Here is a 17,754-nt window from a genome sequence, read left to right on the forward strand (position 1 = left end):
TCGGAAGGAAAAGCCGGATATTGTGAGTATCGCCACCCGTCCGGCGACACACGCTGAAATCACGGTTTTCGCGGCGGAAAATGGGGTCAAAGGCATCTACTGTGAAAAGCCCCTCTGCTGCTCAATGGAAGAGGCGGACGCAATGTTAGCAGCGTGTGAAAAGCACAGTGTCAAATTCAATTATGGTACGCAACGTCGCTATATGCCGCTCTTTCAGAAGATGCGAGAACTGATAGATCAGGGAGAGTTAGGTGAGATTCAAGCGGTGATTGGTCATGTCGGCGTTGGTGCAGCGCAGTGGGGCCACACCCATACCTCTGACATGCTGCTCTATTTGGCGAGCGATTCTGATATCGAGTATGTGCAGGGCGATGTGAACGTGGATTTATTGATCCGGGGATTCCGATGGGATATGTAACGTTCAAGAACGGCGTTCGCGGCTATCTGTTAGCGAGTAGCGGGTTTGAGTTTGAGGTGAGTGGTTCAAAGGGCAAGCTCCGCACCTTCAACGACAGTGTGGCGTGTCAATGGCGCATGATTCAGGATGAATGGAACATCCTCGAGGAGGTGCCGTTCCCTGAACCCCCGCGCCTGAGCGGAACTGTCGGAGCGATTGACGATATCGTTGTCGCAATTGAGGAAGGACGCGAAACGGCGGGCAATATTCGAATCGCTTGCCGCAGTCAGGAGATGATTCTCGGCTTCGTTGAATCGCAACGGCATGGCGGCGCAAAGGTATCGCTGCCGTTGGTGGATCGAGGGCTTTACGTCGGAAGGCAGAATTGGTAGAAAGGGGACTTTGATGAAAATTACACAGATCGATGTTTGGACGGTTGTTGTTCCAGTATTCCCCGAATCGGTGCATAGCGAGGAATACGGCGGTTATCCCGATTGGGCGAGGGTGCCCAAGCAGATTATTCGGATGCATACCGATGAAGGCATCACCGGAATTGGTGAAACAGGGAGAGGTCAATCAACAGAAGTGGTGGCTCAAGCGGCTGAACAGTTGAAGGGCAGGGACGTGATGAAGATGTGTTTGCAGAACGTCTTTCGCACAGATCCGCTCAAGCCAAATCCCGAATCGCCAGAAGATTGGGAAATCGACATGGGTCCCTATCCCACCGGATACGAGGCGTTTGAAATGGCAGTCTTCGACCTCGTTGGTAAGCGGCTGGATGTTCCTGTTCACGCGCTGTTGGGCGGTGCTTGTCGGGACAAGGTGCGAGCGGATTTTTGGATTGGTCACCAAACGCCGGAGCATACGGGGCGCAGCACAAAAATTGCCATTGAGCGAGGGTTCACTGGACTGAAAACGAAATGTCGAATCCAAGAACCGATGGCGGAACGGATACGAGCGGTCTGGGAGGTTGGTGGATCGGAATTCAAAATGACGGTCGATCCGAACGAGCGCTTTTATACCGTTGAGCAAACCCTTGAACTTGCCGATCAGATAAAGGAACTTGAGAACGTCGAAGTGTTTGAGGATCCCATCCCGAAAAAAGGCTTGCGGGACGATGTGCTAGCCCAATATCGCTACATGCGCGGCGAGTTACCATTTCCGTTGGCACTTCACCTCGGTGGTGCGTCAGACGTGATTAAAGCGATTCGCGCTGACGCGGTGGACTATCTCAACTTGGGTGGTTCGATGGTCAACTTTGTCAAGGCGGCTGCGATTGCACAGGCGGCGGGCATCCCTGTATGGCACGGATCAGGAAACGACCTTGGTATTATGGAGCGGTCTTACCTTCACGCTGCTGCTGTCGCGCCAAGTCGGCAGTTGGACCCGTAGTGATGATTTGATTACGGAAGGGTTCACCTTTGAAAAGGGGTATACACCTGTGCCGCAATCGCCCGGGTTGGGCTGTGAATTGGATCTAGATGCCTTGGAGAAGTATCGGGTGGATAAGTAGAAACGACAGCGGAATGGAGGTTACCAAAATGCCAATCATAAAACTTCCCGAAGCAGATTGGGGAAAAGCGTGGCGATTATTGATTCAGGAAGGTGGAACAACGCGAATTTCTAAAGATCACGTTTATATCGTTTCGGGGCATCAAATCGAATTACTGCAGGACAAACAGCTACCTTTTGCAGTACTTGATGAGCCAGATTGTCATTCTGTACACGATCTATAAGAGATTTTAATTACAGGTATTGAAACGACTGCTTTTTAGTGAGATGCGTGTATATACCAAACTGTGCGTGGAGGCATAATATGTTCAAAAATCTGAGCCCGGGTGCCATTGGCATTCAGGCGAATATCGAACAAGGGCTAGCATTGGCAAAGTCGGCGGGTTTTGAGGGGCTAGACTTGAATATCAGCGAAGCGAATACGCTAGCAAGCGAGCACTCTGTCAATCACGTCAGAAACCTCTGGGCGGAGGCAGGCTTGAAGATGGGCGGCTGGGGGTTGTCGGTCAACTATCGTGGAAGCGATGCGGAGTTCGACGAAAGCCTATCGCAGCTCCCTGACCTAGCGAAGCTTGCTGCAGAACTCGGCTGCCATCGCACGACAACCGTTGTTTCACCGAGCTCAAATGATCTTTCATTCCAAGAGAACTGGGACTTTCACATCAAACGGCTGCGCCCCGTTGCGGAGGTCCTGAAAGATTATGGGCATTCGCTCGGTCTTGAGTTTATCGGTCCGGCAACGAGCCGTAAACCAGCGAAGCATCTGTTCACCTATACGATGGACGCTGTGCTTGGGCTCGCCGCTGGGATTGGCACGGGCAACGTTGGATTGCTATTCGATATGTGGCATTGGTATACCTGCCGTTCCACACTCGATGATGTTAGAAAACTCTCCAAAGCAGATGTGGTATACGTTCATATCAATGATGCCCCTGCAGGAATTGATCCGGACGATCAGATTGACAGTGTGCGCTGCATCCCGGCTGAGACGGGTGTGATTCCGCTTGCTGAATTGATGCGATGGTCCGGTGACGGTTGAGCCTTTTAGCGCGAAGATTAGCGCGATGGATCCACAGGAGGCTGCAAAAACCGCTGCTGAATCGTTGGATACAGTGTGGGCACAAGCGGGGTTGGCGTAGGTAGGAAATAGGTTCATCAATATTGGTTCAGCAAAGTTAGGGAACGCAGATCTGCGCTCCCTACATACATACCTCGAAGTCGAAGGAAGGATAATTAACAACTGTGCAACTTGTCAATAAAGAGAATATACTCGAAATTACGAGAGAGTGGGAAGGCGAGCGGTTTCCCGATGGGAGACCTCGCGTGTCGGACGACATCGTTGAACGAATGAAAAAGGTGACGATTGAGGAGGCGTGGGGTGTGCTCCAAGGGCACGGCTACCGTTTTCAGTTTGATGGGGATTGGATGAACCTACATCCGGATCGCGTCTTGGTCGGAAGGGCGGTGACGTGCATGTTTATTCCGCTACGTCCAGACTTTCAAAACGTCGTCGCAGAACAGGGAAAGACAGATAAACGTATCGGTGGACAAAACTCGTGGGTGATTGATACGCTCCTCGAAGATGACACGATTGTTGTTGACCTGTTTGGCAAGGTAAAGAACGGTACTTTCGCAGGCGATAATCTCGGCAATGCGATTTTTGCACGCAGCAGAACGGGTATGGTCATTGACGGTGGCATCCGTGACCTCGACGGCATTTATAGCCTCCCGGACTTTGCAACCTTTGTGCGCGGGGTTGACCCCAGTGCCATCGCCGATGTTACTTTGGAAACAACAGTCCTGCCGGGAGATATTGTGCTTGGGAGGCGCGAAGGTGTCATTTTTGTCCCACCGCATTTGGCGCAAGAGGTTGTTGAACGTTCTGAGGCCATCCGCATGCGTGACCGATTTGGACACCAACGCTTGCAGGAGGGGAAGTATACCCCCGGTGAAATTGATGGGGCATGGTCGGACGAGATCAACGCGGATTTTGCGGAGTGGATAAAAACTCAGGAGCTTTAAAGGGGGAGCACGGAAGGTGGTCCACCGAGACTATACCTGCTTCACAGAGCGGTTGGAATCCTTAAACTCGTCTCACACACAGATAGAAACCGTAGGCGTTGTGGACGGCTACCCCATCCATTGTGTTTCGTTGGGGAGCGGTCTGGGTGTGCACAAAAATATCTTGATTACTGGAGGTATTCACGGTGACGAGCCCGCTGGACCAGCATCGGTGTTGCGTTTCTTGGGGCGGGATAACACTCATCTGTTGCAACAGTTCAAGTTCCTGATTCTACCGTGTATCAATCCTTACGGTTACGTGCACGACACGAGGGAAAACAAACGGGGCGTAGATCTGAATCGTTCATTTGAAGATACCGGCATCGCTGAAGTAGACATCGTCAAAAAAACGATTGAAGGGCAGCGTTTCGATTTCTGCATCGACTTCCATGAAGATTGGGAGGCGAAGGGTGTATACTTCTACGAAGCCCAACGCGATGAGCGATGGATTGGTCCCGAAATAACTCGGCAGATTGAAAAGATTGGTCCGATTGATGGAGAGGTGGGGGAAAGTGACCTGCCGATCGCCGATGGAGTTTTTCAGGTAGATCCCGCTTGGGGGGCTGCAGGGCTTGCTCCCTACCTCTTTCATTTTAATGCAGATCACGTCATAATTTGTGAGACACCAACTAGTTGGCACCTTGACCAACGGACAGCGGTTCATTTGACAACGTTGGATGTTGCACTTGAGGCTCTGGGTTAAAGAATCTACGAAAAAGGAGCCGAGCTCTTCGGGGCACAAAATGAATACACCCGATTTTCGCGCCATTGCCGCTCAATTTGACGCTCAGGGGGTTGCGGCGATCGCTTTAATGGGCAGTTTCGCCCGAAACGACGCTGGGACCTTTAGCGATGTGGATATCGTTCGCTTTCATCGGAGGAACGACACACAGCAAGCTGAATCGACAACCCATTTCATTCATGGTGCCTTAGTGATAGTCAGTGATGTCGTTCCATCGCAAATTGAGGATTGGTTCACGAAGCCGGAACAGGCGACGACTTGCATTGCCGGCCTCCGAAGCGCACGGACATTACGCGATATAGGGGGTTATTTTCGTGCCATTCAAGATCGTGCACATCAGTTTGTTTGGGATGAAGCGATGCAGCAAAAAGCGAATGCTTACGCCAGTTCGCAGATGGTTGGCTGGATCGAAGAGGTTCACAAAGGACTTGAAGGGTTGAGACGATGCGATGATGGCAGATTGATTAACGCGCGGCACGGCCTGTCTTGGGGATTAACGGATGTTCTGCGTGTTCAAAAAGGGATTCTCATCTCAGGAGATAATTCATCGTATCTAGCGGTGACTGCCGCTCTAGGTGAGAGATCAGAATGGGTGAGGCTCAGTCGTAAGTCATTTGCTATGGCTGGTGATATTTCGCTGCCGGACCAAGTCCGGGCGGGATTAAGGCTCTATGTCCTCACGGCTGAGTGGCTGGCTGAAATATTCAACCCTGAGGAACGGACGCTCATTGAAGAAACCGTTAAACGGATTAATGTAGAACTGTAGCATTTTTCGTTAAGCAGATCTATATCATTACAATCTAAGTTGCTAGAGTGTGTTGACATTTGAGTGTCGAGATCTGAATTTCGACCTACGGGCGTCCTGCCGATGTTGAGCCGAGTGAGAAGTCGGACAAGATGCTCGACCTACGGGACTATGTGCAGTGACAGGTTAGGAAACCGGTTTCCACAGATAAACTTGTTGGGTAAGATGCCTGACCGACGGGTGTGTGCAGGTTACAGCAGACCGAGCCCCGATAAATCGGGATTCAAAGCAAATATGCCTACCACTACAACTTGGTACTTATCACAGCCATTTTAAGGAGATTTAATGACATCTACAGAAATTTCATCAAATGTGAACACAAATTCTCGTCCATCTGAACTAAAAATTACTGATATGCGCCTCACTCAGACAAGGACCGGCGGTCCGATTCTCAAGCTAGACACAAATCAGGGGATCTATGGACTCGGCGAAGTGCGTGATGGAGCGAGCAAAACATATGCACTATTGCTCAAAAGCCGGATATTGGGGGAAAACCCCTGCAACGTCGATAAGATCTTTCGCCAGATTAAGCAGTTTGGGCACCATGCACGTCAAGGCGGTGGTGTATGCGGAATTGAGATGGCATTGATGGATCTCGCCGGTAAGGCTTACGGTGTTCCCTGCTACCAACTCGCGGGCGGAAAATTCCGTGATAAGATTCGCTGCTATGCCGACACACCGTCGCTAAAAGATCCAGAGGAGATGGGAAACAAACTCAAGGAACGGATGGATCGCGGGTTTACTTTCTTGAAGATGGACGTTGGTATTGGACTCGTTAGAGATATTCCGGGTACCCTCTGCGCACCGTCAGGACATCTTGATACAGGTAACTTGATGCATCCGTTCACCGGCATCCGTCTGACAGACAAAGGGATTGCGCTTTTATGTGAGTATGTCGAAACTGTGCGAGAAATTATCGGCTACGAGATTCCGCTTGCGACCGACCACTTTGGTCATATTGGAATCGAGGATTGTATCCGTCTCGGTAGGGCTTTGGAGAGGTACAACCTTGCGTGGCTAGAGGATATGGTGCCGTGGCAATTCACCGATCAGTACGTTCGACTTTCGAATGCGTGTGCGACGCCAATCTGTACAGGTGAGGACATCTACTGCAAGGAAGAGTTTAAGACCTTATTTGAGGCGAAAGCTATTTCCATTTGTCATCCGGATATAGCGACATCGGGCGGAATTTTGGAGACCAAGAAGATTGGCGATCTCGCTCAAGAACACGGTATCGCCATGGCATTACACATGGCGGGGACACCGGTATGTGCGATGGCAAGCATTCATTGCGCCGCAGCGACAGAGAACTTCCTTGTTTTGGAAAATCATTCCGTCGATGATCCGGAGTGGAACGAGTTGGTAACCGGGCTTCCTAATCCAATTATCCAAGATGGATTTATGGAAGTGCCAGACACACCGGGACTCGGTATTGAACTCAATCCGGACGCCATAAAGCGGAATCTCCACCTGGACGAGCCAGAGTACTTTGCGCCGACAACCGAGTGGGATAAGGAGCGGTCGCACGATAGGCTTTGGAGTTGATGCGTGAAATGTGAAGGTAGGAAGAAGGGTTTTCAGTTATGCCGGTTTTTGAAACTTCGGAGGAACTCTATGTCTGCATCGGTGGGTTGTTTGAGCGGCTGAAATCTCAGGGGCAAGTGCAGCGAGAACTGGCATCGCTGAAATTAACGGTAAGGTTTGCTTACACAGAACCGGAGGCTTCCATTACGCTTGTTGCACATGACGGTGAGGGTGTCATCCACTGTGGTGAGTGCAATGAAAAACCGGACGTTGAGCTTGCCATGACCGGAGATGTTGCGCATCACTTTTGGATGGGAGAAGTTAACGTTATGGGCGCAATCACGAAACGCCAGATTGTGCCCACAGGCTCACTCTCGAAGATTATGGCGCTCACTTCTCTGATTAAGGCGGGCATTCAGATCTATCCGCAGCACTATCAGGAATGTATGGCACAAGACAAATGATGTGCCATGGTGAGAGTCTGTGCCTATCGTCGTCGCCACCAGACCCCTACGCCAATCAGAAAGATGATTAGGGGGATTAGAAAGATTGCCGTCATCTGCACGAATGCGACTTCGCTCGGTGTCATCATGCGAAGGCTTCGTTCAGTTGGATCTACCGGGCGGATAGCAATGAGATCCTCCTCCAGCGTCAACCAATTTACCGTGTTTAGAAAGAAATTACCGCCACCGGTGCCATGGAAGAAGAGATTGGTTGCAAAGTCGGAATCTCCGACCACAACGATTCGCGTTCCGCTTGTTTTCGGTGTATCAGTGGTGGAGTTGTTACCCGTGGTCGTTGCACTATCCTCGCGCTGAATAGCAACGGCGAGAGATACCGGAGGCGGCATATCCTCTCCCTCTGTATATGAAAGATCCATTTCAAAGGTGCCATCAGCCTTCCGTTTTGTCTCGCCCCAACTTCCGCCAACTTCATCGGTGGTTTTTACAAGCGATTTAACATTGAGGTCGCTTCTTGGATTTGTCTTTGGAGTAACAGATCGAACGAGTTGGAACGTGACCTGCCGCAACACATCTTGTGTAATCTGATGAAACTCGAAGTCACTAAGTGTTGGCGCTTCTGGCTGACTACCACCAAATAGGAAGAAAGCAGGACGGATACGATCCAAAACAAGATCATTACCAATCATAACCCCCCATCTGTCCATCAAGTCAACCAACCCTTGATTTGGGTCTTTCGCTGAGTTCACTGCGGGATCAAGCATTAGGAACAACTTACCGTTTTTGTCCAAGTATTTGGAAATCGCGTTGACTTCGTGTGCCATCAGTGGTGCTTTGGGACCGGGGATAATAAGTGCGGCACAATCGGCGGGGACTTCTGGCTGCGTTGCCAGAGATAATGTCTCAATCCTGTAATTCTGTTTTTCCAACTCCTCTTTGGTCTGGCTGTAGCCTCGGTTCTGATCAAAATCGTCAATCGCCTGTTCTTCGTGACCTGTCAAGAAATAGATTTTTACCAACTCATCACGGACCACTTTCAGAATCGCGCTGGTAAACTTCTGCTCATCGACAGTTGTGATACGTTCCCGCACCCCACCGCTCTCGAACACGGTTGTCCCATCAAACTGAATCTCATATTCTTGGCTCTTCATCGCCCCTGAATAAGGATCTACGAACTCGACCGAGAGTTTGTCAGTCTCGCGTTGATACATTTCTAGTAAAGCCTCCGCGCGTTGACGATCGCGTGCCAATTGATCATTGGTAGGATTGAGACTGAAGAAGGCAATCACCTGAACCTCTCGATCTAGTCCATGTAAGATTTTCTTCGTCTGATCTGAGAGGGTGTATATCTTATCGCTTGTCCAGTCTGCGGATGTATCGAACCTTTGCACGACGATAACGTTGGCAATGATGGCAATCCCGGTCACCAACAAAGCGGCGACACCAACATTTGTGCCGTAGCGAACTTGACGACTCACAAAGAGACGAGACACAGCTTGGCGTTTCAGAATGAAAAAAGCGGTCAGAGACACGAGACCAAGAACAAGGAAGATCCATACAGCAAGACGTTGGCGCAGCAGCAGACTCGACAGTGTTGCAAATAGAAGGATGAGCGTAAGAAAACCGAGCAGCGTTGCCCACTTATCGCCTGATTGTGATTTTGCATCTTCTGAACGCGGTGTTCCGTGCATCGAAATTACCTCCACTTTGATGATTCAAATGATTTAACTGTAAAGAAGAGACAGACGATCGTGAAACTCAGATAGTAGACTGCATGCTTGAGGGAGACAGTTCCCCGTGAAAAATCGCTGAAGTGTTCGGTGAGTGACAGATACCCCAAGAAATCACCAATCCTTCCTCCACGACTCGACAAGAAACCGATAATCCAGAGAGAGAGTAGCAGACCGAAGCTAGTCAAGGCGGCAACGATCTGATTTTTTGTCATCGAAGATATCATCACGCCAAGCGAGAGGAAAGTCGAACCGAGCAGTAGCAACCCCAAATATCCGCTGATAATTGGTCCAACGTCTAGATTACCGAATCGAGTTGTTATTAGCGGAAAAATCAGGGTTAACAGTAGCATCACGAATAACATGATCCAACTCGCGAAGAATTTCCCAAGGACAACCTCAGTATCTTTGAGCGGGGAGGTCATCAGCAGTTCAATTGTACCTGTTTTCTTTTCTTCCGCGAAAAGTTTCATCGTCAAAGCCGGGGTGAAAAAGAGGAGGGTGACGCTGATGTTGTTAAACAGGGTCTGTATCACATCGGTCGTCGAGTACTGATACGCGGCAAAACTCCCCAGAATTACATAGAATAGGAACCCGGAAACCGCTATAAAAATAAAGAACACGAAGTAGGCGATGGGTGAGACAAAATAGGTATATAATTCTTTGGTAACGATTACAGCGATATTTTTCATCTTTCCCCTCAGACGATATCACATGGACTCTGCCAGCAGACTTTGCCGACAAAAAATGGACCAAGCGATTCGAGATATTCGGCGGTCTGTTGCGATTTTCTCATCTCACCCACAAGGTGTGACAACGGGTGAAGTGTCGTTCCCATCAATCCGATCACGAAATCGTTATCGCGTGCATCCAACCCGAAACACGCCAGTCGAATGTCATGCGCGTATCCTGCCTCCACGTAGTTTCTACCAATCATCGCATGTTCCATCAGGATTTTTCCTTGCTCCTGTTTAGGAAGTCGATAGAATTCCGGTTTTCGACGGAGCGGATACCAGATTGCCCACGATAGTTCAGGATTAAGTGTATTACGGCGCGGTTTAACGAGCAGCCAATCTTCCAAGTCCGGCTCCCGCCCAGAAGCATAGGTTCTGCCGACCATGGTGAACTCAGGCTTTGGTTGAAGAAGGTTGAATGGCTCACTTGTGAGAATTCGTCTCGTCTCAGCCACAAGCGCCTCCGCATCCTCCGTCATAAAAAGCAAACCGATACCTTTCGGGTCATTTAGATCGTGATAGAGAACAACCTCCAAATCACTTGTTTTTAGTGAATTGATTAGTTTGTGTGGTTGCGAGCAGCCTGTGAATACCTGAAGCTGCAAAAATAGGCGGCGTGTACTGTATTGGGGTTCGCCATTAATCGGCGCACCGATTTCACGAATTTCTGGAGCATCGATGAGTTGAACAGGCCTCTTAGATTTCTCTGAGTCCTGACGATGTTGGGGACTAGCAGAATTTTGAGAACGCATAGATTTATTTTCCTCGTTGTTACCTTTAATTTTTCCTGCAGATTCAATTCACAGTATACTACACGGTCTTCCCCAATTTCAATATGAATTGCGTTATCCTCAAAGATGGTAGAGCATCCAATAGACGATGATTCCGGTTATGGACACATACAGCCATATCGGAAGTGTCCAACGGGCAATGCGCCGGTGTTTGATAAATCGTTTCCGCAAAGCGAGATAAAGTGTTATCAAGGCGAGCGGGAGGATCGAAGCGGCGAGGATAATATGAGGGATAAGAACAGCGAAGTAGACGGAACGAACCCACCCGCTCCCTTCAAAGGGAGTTGATCCAGCGTGGTAGTGATAGATGAGATAAGAGGTCAGGAAGAGCCCCGATACTACAAACGCTGCAATCATACAATTTCTGTGGGCAACAATTTTTCGTCGCCGGATCATCAAGAAGCCAACAGTCAGTAGAACAGTACTGATTGTATTCAGTGTAGCGTTCACCGTCGGTAGGTCGGAGATGGTAATCATGATCTGCTCACCATTTCAAGTCGTTCGATTGCGGTCTTTGCTCCCTCTCGCGCTAGAGTCGCGGAATCCTTTCGTGCAACCTGTTTCAGTTTCGGAAGGGCACGCCTATCTCCAAGCTGCCCTAGCGCAACGGTTGCAAAGTAGCGAACATCGTCATCTGCGTCGTCGAGAGCTTCGAGCAGAGGAGTTAAGTCGTCACTCGTTGCGATATGGCGTTCAAAATCACCGATATTGATTAACGCCTGCGCTGCCTCCCGCCGCGCCTCCGCATCACCGTGCCGCAGCGTGGAGATCAGTGCATCCATCTCTCCAGTAACGAAGGGTAGATCATCCCAATCGCAGTCGAGGCAAAACCATCCATCTTTACCGACTGCTTGCACGTTTTTGCTATGACAACTTGGGCATTCTGTAAATTTTGGCTGGGACTTCATTGTATTTTTGATTCATCCAACTCCGGCAAATCACGCCAGATTTCAGGACCTTCCGGCTTGAAGTTTATTGTTGCGATGAACTGCATCCCTTGATAGAAGTTGATTTTGAACTTTCCTCCACCAAAATTGTTCTTGATGTAACCCATCGGGTCGTCAATTAACGGTCCCATCTCGTCGGCGTGGTAGAAGGCAAGCAGCTTAAATCTCACCGTGTTGCCCACCGGCTCTTGTACCAATAGACGCGCGGTCGTTGTGGGAAAAAGCACCTTGAACACATCCCATAGCTGATCAACCGTTGGCTTAGGAACACCGAGGCGCTTCTTGAAGTCGTTTTCAAGGTATTCAGAAAAAAGATTTAGTACCCATTCCATAGTGTAACTACCTTAGCGAGAAACGTGATTCGTGAAAGATAATGCGTGAAATGTGAAAACCAATTGTTTATTGGTTCATTAGTTCATTGGTACAGTCGGGCGGGGGAACCCCGCCCCTACGGTTTTCTTTGTGTGACTTATTAACATGAGTGAGATTAAAAAGTTATGTTGTCCACGCGAAAATGAAAAGTACACATTTTACACACGAAAATGGATCAATTGTTTCTATTTCAGAGTTGGATGTCGTCAGTTGTATTACAAACAATTACAAGTAATTACATCTCGTTTTTATTAGAACCTAAGCAGTAGAAGAGAATTCCGATTCCCGACTGAAGTGTGTAAGTTCTATTTATGATGGATTTTAGAATTACGTGGACACTCCCAATGGACAGCCAACCCCCTAAATCCCCCTTATCAGGTGGACTTTAGGAACTGCGCGAAGGTCGGAGTTATTAGTAAATATCTACTTAATTTTTTTAATTCACTATAGTATGCGGTCAAAGAAGAGCTGAAGGAAGGCTTCGGCGTTTACTCCTACGCAGACGCGGGCGTTCGGTTCTGGGCGTGGTCTTTCTGGACGCAGATCAGCAATGGTCATTCCCTGCGTCAGATCGCTTGAAGTTTCTACCTGCACGAAAGCCTCCACAGTTTCAAAAATTTCGGGATGCGTGAGCAAGCCAATGGGGAGCGCGTCATGAATATAGGTTCCATAAAATCGTTCGTTGGATTGATGATATTCCATAGTGGCTCGCGTGACATCTCGGAGAAACTGCGATAATCTATCGTTTCGTTCACCGATTTCGGCGTCCAGGCGTTTTCCTGTCAGAATCACTTGGTGTGTTACGTCGAGCGGTACTACTGTCACTGGCACACCAAAATCGAAAACAAGTTGCGCTGCATGTGGATCAGCGAAGATGTTGAATTCGGCGGTCGTCGTGACGTTTCCGTAAGTTTCAAAGGCACCCCCCATCAACACAATCTTTCGAATCCTCCGCATCCGCGCTGGATGTTTTATTATTGCTTTGGCAATGTTTGTCAGCGGTCCAACTGGAACGAGAACGAGTTCATCCGGGTACTGCCCGGCGAGGTCAATGATGAGATCAACGGCGGATATCGCTGCTAGCCGCGGTTGGGGATCTGGGTAGAGACGTGAGCGATCGCCCCCTAACAGTTGTGTCACATCTCCGAGACCGTCCAAGCCGTGAACATGTGCTGCTGTCACAAGCGGTTTAATCAGCGGCTGCGATTCTCCCTTGGCACAGATTGGATATTCACTCAGGTCCATCGCTTCAAGCGTCATCAGCAAATTGCGTGTGCAGAGATCGACATGGACGTTACCGCTGACGGAGGTGATCGCTTCTACCTTCAACTCCGGCGAGTTGAGCGCGAGGATGATTGCCAAGGCGTCGTCTACGCCGGTATCGGTGTCTAACAGAATGCGCTGCATTGGTTTGATCTCTTGTGGGATATCAATTGCCTTTCAATTATCAACTCATGGTGCTAGTTTGCGACTGTTGATAACGTGAAACGTGATGCGTAAAACGTGAGGACCGGAAAACAGGAAACTCAATCGTCTTGCTCTCCCGTTTTCTTGTCATAGGGCAATGAACCAATGAACTTCCCGATAAATCGGGATCCAAAGCGACTTGAAGGATGTGGAAACAATACCTTCATTAATTCACACCAAAGGTTATCAAGAAATTTTGATGATTCAAAAAATTCTATCATAGATTGGATGGATTAGCAAGTTCGGATTTTGGTGTTGCATTATTCCCCTGCCTGATATATCATAAATTGCGCCATGATCCGGGGGGATTTTGGCAGCTATTCTCAACAGGACATGGGGAGGGTGTATGAAAATTACTGTTCTCGGTTCAGGCACTTCGACAGGGGTTCCCGAATATAAGTGCGAGTGTGAAACTTGCGAAGATGCCCGAAAGTTTGGGTCCAAAAATTATCGGACGCGCCCATCAATTCATATTGAAAGGGATGATAAGCACCTACAATTCGATCTCGGTCCCAATTTCATAGATCAGATTGACCGCAACAAAATTGATTGGATTGACGCTGTTGTTTTTACCCATTGCCACGCAGATCATGTGAGCGGGACAAATGACATTGTCATGCCGTGTCGTAAACAACAGATGGATATGCCCATCTACGGCCCGGAGGAGACCATCCGCATCCTGCAGCGCAATTTTGATTATATGTTCAGTAAAGAAACCTTTCAGGGTGGTGGCGTGGGGCACCTGCTACCTAACATTGTGCAAGAACCGTTTCAGTTGCATGGGTTTGAGCTCATCCCAATTCCGGTTGAACATGCTGCGGTACAAACCTTCGGCTATCGAATTGATAACTTCGGTTACGTGCCTGATGTGAAGCGACTGCCCGATTCTTCTAGAGCGTTACTGCAAGGCATTGATTTACTAATTATTGACGCGCTCAGTTTTAATCCGCGCCATCCAACCCATTTCTCGGTCGGGGAAGCGTTAGAGGTTGTCGAGGCACTGCAGCCCCAAGAGACCTATTTTACGCATATCATGCACCGACTTGACCATCGGTACTTTCCGGATCAGTGCGCTGAACAGGAGATTGATCTGCCCGAAAATGTGTATCTATCCTATGATGGGCAGGTATTTGAGCTTTCTTGATATTTAGTAAAGGAAAAATAACACAATGCAGAAAACAAGGATTGAACGTGTAGAGACGATTCTCTGGGATCGTTGGCTCTTAATAAAGATTCATTGTGAAGATGGCACAGTTGGCATTGGGGAGGGCGGCGTTCATGGTTGGCAGCGCCCAACGAAGACGATGTTAGAGGTTATGTCGCCGTATCTGGTCGGCAAAGATCCGTCGCTCATCGAACACCATTATCAATGGTTGTACCGCTCATCGCATTTTATGGGATCAGTCATTCAAGGTGCGCTTTCAGCCATTGATATCGCACTATGGGACATCAAAGGGAAGCGACTTGGTGTACCAATCTATGACCTGATGGGAGGTATGACGCGTCACCGCGTCCGTTGTTATATGCACGTGGGTGGGACAACCCTAGATGACTTAGTGGCGGATGCCGTGAAAAAGGCAGAGCAGGGCTTTACTGCGCTCCGTTTCTCGCCATTTCCGCAAGATTTCCATCTCCATCAATCGTACTCAGAATGGGCAGATGAGGCGGTACGCCGTGTGGGATCGGTACGCGAGGCTGTTGGCAATTCGGTCGATATTTGCGTAGAGATTCACCGGCAGATGAATCCGGCAGAGTCAATCTGGCTGGGTCGGCGGCTGGAACAGTTCAATCCTTACTTCTACGAGGATCCAATGTTGCCCGATAGTCCAGCAATCATGGGTGATGTACAGGAACAGTGCAACCTGCCCATCGCGACAGGCGAGCGATTCGCAAGCATTTTTGAGTTCCAGCAGCTCCTTGAAGCCAAAGCGACCTCTTACATCCGTCCGGACTTATGTCTCTGCGGCGGACTTTCGGGGTGTAAGAAGGTGGCAGGGATGGCGGAGGCACACCACGTTAAGGTTATTCCGCACAACCCGCTTAGCCCGGTGAGCACGGCAGCGTGTGTGCAGTTGGATGCATCAATTCCAAATTTCGCACTTCAGGAATACACGGGTGAGGCGGAGCCACCGAAGAGCGATTTGCTTGTTGAACCGCTGGAACTGAAAGAGGGCTATCTGACGGTGCCTGAGGGCCCCGGATTGGGAATTGAGTTGAACGAAGCGGCTTTGAGCTATCCTGTTCAGGACAAGGTGCTAGATACACCGATCGGCTTTGATGGATCCGTGCAGGACCGATAAATGAGACAGGCCTCCACGTTATGGCTGTACGGTATTAGGTACAGATACAACTGAAGATTTAATTCAAACTAGGCGTGCGAAGATGACGCAATCCCTCAACAGTAGATCTCCGACAGCCGATGAAGTTCTCCAGAACCACCTCCAGAATCTGGAGGAGAATGGATTTACCATAGCCTCAAATGTTCTGACCGAAGATGAACTTCTCTTTCTTCGGGGGGCGCTAGATAGCATCTACGCAACCTTCGATCCTGAACGAGACGGACTTCGGAAGGTTGAAGGCTACCGTTTTGCCTCTAACCTTGTAAACAAGGGGCGGTTCTTTGAGTCGATATTTTTGCGAAGTCCGGTCTATGACCTCGTCCGCCATCTGCTCGGGGAAGATTGCATTCTTTCTAGCCTCAATTCCCTTGAACCGTTGAAGAATCAAGGCAGCCAGGGTCTCCACCGCGATGGATCACCTGCACCCGATTCGGGCCCCATCGTTGCCAATTCACTGTGGGCAATTGACGATATGAACAAAGCTAATGGTGCGACCCGGCTGATTCCCGGCAGCCATCAGACCGATGAACCGCCACCCGACGACGAGGCGGGTGTGGTCTATGCTGAAATCCCTGCCGGTAGTGTCGTCATCACTAACGCGCATATCCTTCATGGGGCATCTGCCAATCCATCGGGTCATCGACGGCGGGTTATGCACGGCTATTTCACGCGGCGTGGATTGCCACAGCAGCTTGAACAGAGGAAATATCTGTCGCCCGAGGTCCAAGCTCGACTATCCCCGCTTGCTCGCAAGGTCTTAGCGTTGGATGGTGATTAAACCTAATAGGACTGACATAGTGAGCTAACGAACACCGAATCAAAGGAGAATTTATGGTCACCGATCTTGAAATCTATTTGTTTGACTTACGCGGCTATATCGTTTTGCCAAATGCTTTAACCCCCGAAGAGGTCGCAGAACTCAACGAATGTCTTGATGCGATACCACCGTTGGAGGCGGGTGAATGGTACGGTTATGTTCACGCGCACCGGTATGGCACGACCGACGGTTTCAATCTACAGCAGATTTACGAAGCGGGCGAACCCTTTGAGAGGTTGATTGATCACCCTTCATGGATTGACAAGGTGAAACACTTTGTCGGAGGGGAGGGCAGCTTTGATTACCACCACGGTCCCCTGTTTATAGATGAGAACTTTGCTACCTTCCGTGGTCCGGGAGAAGCTATTGGATTGCACTCAGGGGGATACCCACCCATCCATCGAAACCAATTCCGGTATCACAACGGTCGCTTCATGTGCGGACAGATTGATATTCTCATTGCACTGACGGACTTTGGACCCGGTGACGGTGGCACAATGATTATCCCCGGCAGTCATAAATCCAACTTCAGACATCCGCACTACGACAAACACAGAATGGCAGTGGGAGCGACGGTCGAAGGGATTGAAGGGGCCGTTGAAATCCACATCAAAGCGGGCGACGCGCTACTTTTCGTTGATGGGGCAGCACACGGTTCAGCGAAACGGGAGAATCCTGGTATCCGCCGAACTATCGTTTATCGCTATGGACCTTCTTGGGGCAATTTCCGATACGGTTATCAGCCCTCACCGGAACTGTTGGAACGCTTGACCCCTGAACGCCGGCAGATTGTTCAACCGCTAGAACTTATACCACGGGAGCCGAACAAAATCATTTCGGACAGTTAGGGCTCATATCAAGAAAAGTGCAATACGCTAAGAGCTTGACATACTCCCCGGCCTAAAGGAGGGGGATTGTTATGTCCTTCAGGCGTGTGAATTGTGCTATCAACAAGGTTAGCCATCCGAAGATGGGCTTACAACCTCTCCTTCATGGGTTGATGCCCCAACCCTAAAGATGTTAATTGCAGCGTTGCGGTCTCGGTCATGCACCGT

Annotated in this window: 21 protein-coding genes; 14 read left to right on the forward strand and 7 right to left on the reverse strand. The window is 49.5% G+C overall.

Annotated elements, in window-relative coordinates; translation table 11 throughout:
• The 10 genes from J4G02_11910 to J4G02_11955 all read left to right on the forward strand — a co-directional run.
• On the forward strand, positions 1-418 hold a 418-nt coding region (locus tag J4G02_11910; GenBank protein MCE2395283.1), incomplete at its 5' end, for a Gfo/Idh/MocA family oxidoreductase.
• Positions 406-789 carry a hypothetical protein gene (locus J4G02_11915; protein ID MCE2395284.1) on the forward strand — a complete coding sequence of 128 codons (384 nt, stop codon included), beginning with the start codon at positions 406-408 and terminating at the stop codon, positions 787-789. The genes J4G02_11910 and J4G02_11915, both read left to right, overlap by 13 nt.
• 13 nt (positions 790-802) lie before the next feature.
• Entirely contained in the window at positions 803-1,789 is a 987-nt protein-coding gene (locus tag J4G02_11920; GenBank protein MCE2395285.1) for a hypothetical protein, read from the forward strand.
• Between the two features lie 149 nt (positions 1,790-1,938).
• Positions 1,939-2,133 (forward strand): hypothetical protein, encoded by a 195-nt coding sequence (locus J4G02_11925; protein ID MCE2395286.1) that lies wholly within the window; start codon positions 1,939-1,941, stop codon positions 2,131-2,133.
• Between the two features lie 80 nt (positions 2,134-2,213).
• Positions 2,214-2,948 carry a sugar phosphate isomerase/epimerase gene (locus tag J4G02_11930; GenBank protein MCE2395287.1) on the forward strand — a complete coding sequence of 245 codons (735 nt, stop codon included), beginning with the start codon at positions 2,214-2,216 and terminating at the stop codon, positions 2,946-2,948.
• Between the two features lie 203 nt (positions 2,949-3,151).
• Complete coding sequence (locus J4G02_11935) at positions 3,152-3,931, forward strand: RraA family protein (protein ID MCE2395288.1); 780 nt, start codon at positions 3,152-3,154, stop codon at positions 3,929-3,931.
• Positions 3,932-3,947: 16 nt separating this feature from the next.
• On the forward strand, positions 3,948-4,673 hold the full coding sequence (locus J4G02_11940) for a M14 family metallocarboxypeptidase (protein MCE2395289.1): 726 nt from the start codon (positions 3,948-3,950) through the stop codon (positions 4,671-4,673).
• 40 nt (positions 4,674-4,713) lie between these two features.
• Positions 4,714-5,478: a nucleotidyltransferase domain-containing protein gene (locus tag J4G02_11945; GenBank protein ID MCE2395290.1), complete on the forward strand. Its 765-nt coding sequence runs from the start codon at positions 4,714-4,716 to the stop codon at positions 5,476-5,478.
• Between the two features lie 324 nt (positions 5,479-5,802).
• The gene (locus tag J4G02_11950) at positions 5,803-7,062 is read left to right on the forward strand and encodes a mandelate racemase/muconate lactonizing enzyme family protein (GenBank protein MCE2395291.1); all 1,260 of its coding nucleotides are present in this window, start codon (positions 5,803-5,805) and stop codon (positions 7,060-7,062) included.
• Positions 7,063-7,100: 38 nt separating this feature from the next.
• Positions 7,101-7,505 carry an SCP2 sterol-binding domain-containing protein gene (locus tag J4G02_11955; GenBank protein MCE2395292.1) on the forward strand — a complete coding sequence of 135 codons (405 nt, stop codon included), beginning with the start codon at positions 7,101-7,103 and terminating at the stop codon, positions 7,503-7,505.
• A 23-nt stretch (positions 7,506-7,528) separates the two neighbouring features.
• On the opposite strand, the gene J4G02_11960 is transcribed toward J4G02_11955, so the two are convergent.
• The 7 genes from J4G02_11960 to J4G02_11990 all read right to left on the reverse strand — a co-directional run bounded on the left by J4G02_11960 (position 7,529) and on the right by J4G02_11990 (position 13,483).
• Positions 7,529-9,193, reverse strand: a complete 1,665-nt coding sequence (locus tag J4G02_11960) for a GldG family protein (GenBank protein MCE2395293.1) — start codon at positions 9,191-9,193, stop codon at positions 7,529-7,531.
• Positions 9,194-9,198: 5 nt separating this feature from the next.
• Positions 9,199-9,924, reverse strand: coding sequence for an ABC transporter permease (locus tag J4G02_11965; GenBank protein ID MCE2395294.1), 726 nt, complete (start codon positions 9,922-9,924; stop codon positions 9,199-9,201).
• Positions 9,925-9,932: 8 nt separating this feature from the next.
• Positions 9,933-10,718 carry a chlorite dismutase family protein gene (locus tag J4G02_11970; protein MCE2395295.1) on the reverse strand — a complete coding sequence of 262 codons (786 nt, stop codon included), beginning with the start codon at positions 10,716-10,718 and terminating at the stop codon, positions 9,933-9,935.
• A gap of 99 nt (positions 10,719-10,817) precedes the next feature.
• Positions 10,818-11,234 (reverse strand): DUF420 domain-containing protein, encoded by a 417-nt coding sequence (locus J4G02_11975; GenBank protein ID MCE2395296.1) that lies wholly within the window; start codon positions 11,232-11,234, stop codon positions 10,818-10,820.
• Complete coding sequence (locus J4G02_11980; protein ID MCE2395297.1) at positions 11,231-11,665, reverse strand: HEAT repeat domain-containing protein; 435 nt, start codon at positions 11,663-11,665, stop codon at positions 11,231-11,233. Before J4G02_11980 ends, J4G02_11975 begins: the two co-directional genes overlap by 4 nt.
• Positions 11,662-12,036, reverse strand: coding sequence for a hypothetical protein (locus J4G02_11985; protein MCE2395298.1), 375 nt, complete (start codon positions 12,034-12,036; stop codon positions 11,662-11,664). Before J4G02_11985 ends, J4G02_11980 begins: the two co-directional genes overlap by 4 nt.
• Before the next feature lie 484 nt (positions 12,037-12,520).
• A complete protein-coding gene (locus tag J4G02_11990) occupies positions 12,521-13,483 on the reverse strand; it encodes a nucleoside hydrolase (GenBank protein ID MCE2395299.1) in 963 nt (320 codons plus the stop codon).
• A gap of 406 nt (positions 13,484-13,889) precedes the next feature.
• Between J4G02_11990 and J4G02_11995 the strand changes: the two genes are divergently transcribed.
• The 4 genes from J4G02_11995 to J4G02_12010 all read left to right on the forward strand — a co-directional run bounded on the left by J4G02_11995 (position 13,890) and on the right by J4G02_12010 (position 17,547).
• On the forward strand, positions 13,890-14,687 hold the full coding sequence (locus tag J4G02_11995) for an MBL fold metallo-hydrolase (GenBank protein MCE2395300.1): 798 nt from the start codon (positions 13,890-13,892) through the stop codon (positions 14,685-14,687).
• Between the two features lie 25 nt (positions 14,688-14,712).
• Entirely contained in the window at positions 14,713-15,843 is a 1,131-nt protein-coding gene (gene dgoD / locus J4G02_12000; GenBank protein MCE2395301.1) for a galactonate dehydratase, read from the forward strand.
• An 82-nt stretch (positions 15,844-15,925) separates the two neighbouring features.
• Positions 15,926-16,660: a phytanoyl-CoA dioxygenase family protein gene (locus tag J4G02_12005; GenBank protein MCE2395302.1), complete on the forward strand. Its 735-nt coding sequence runs from the start codon at positions 15,926-15,928 to the stop codon at positions 16,658-16,660.
• Between the two features lie 53 nt (positions 16,661-16,713).
• On the forward strand, positions 16,714-17,547 hold the full coding sequence (locus J4G02_12010; protein MCE2395303.1) for a phytanoyl-CoA dioxygenase family protein: 834 nt from the start codon (positions 16,714-16,716) through the stop codon (positions 17,545-17,547).
• Positions 17,548-17,754 lie beyond the last annotated feature (207 nt).

Source organism: Candidatus Poribacteria bacterium, assembly GCA_021295755.1.
Classification (GTDB): domain Bacteria; phylum Poribacteria; class WGA-4E; order WGA-4E; family PCPOR2b; genus PCPOR2b.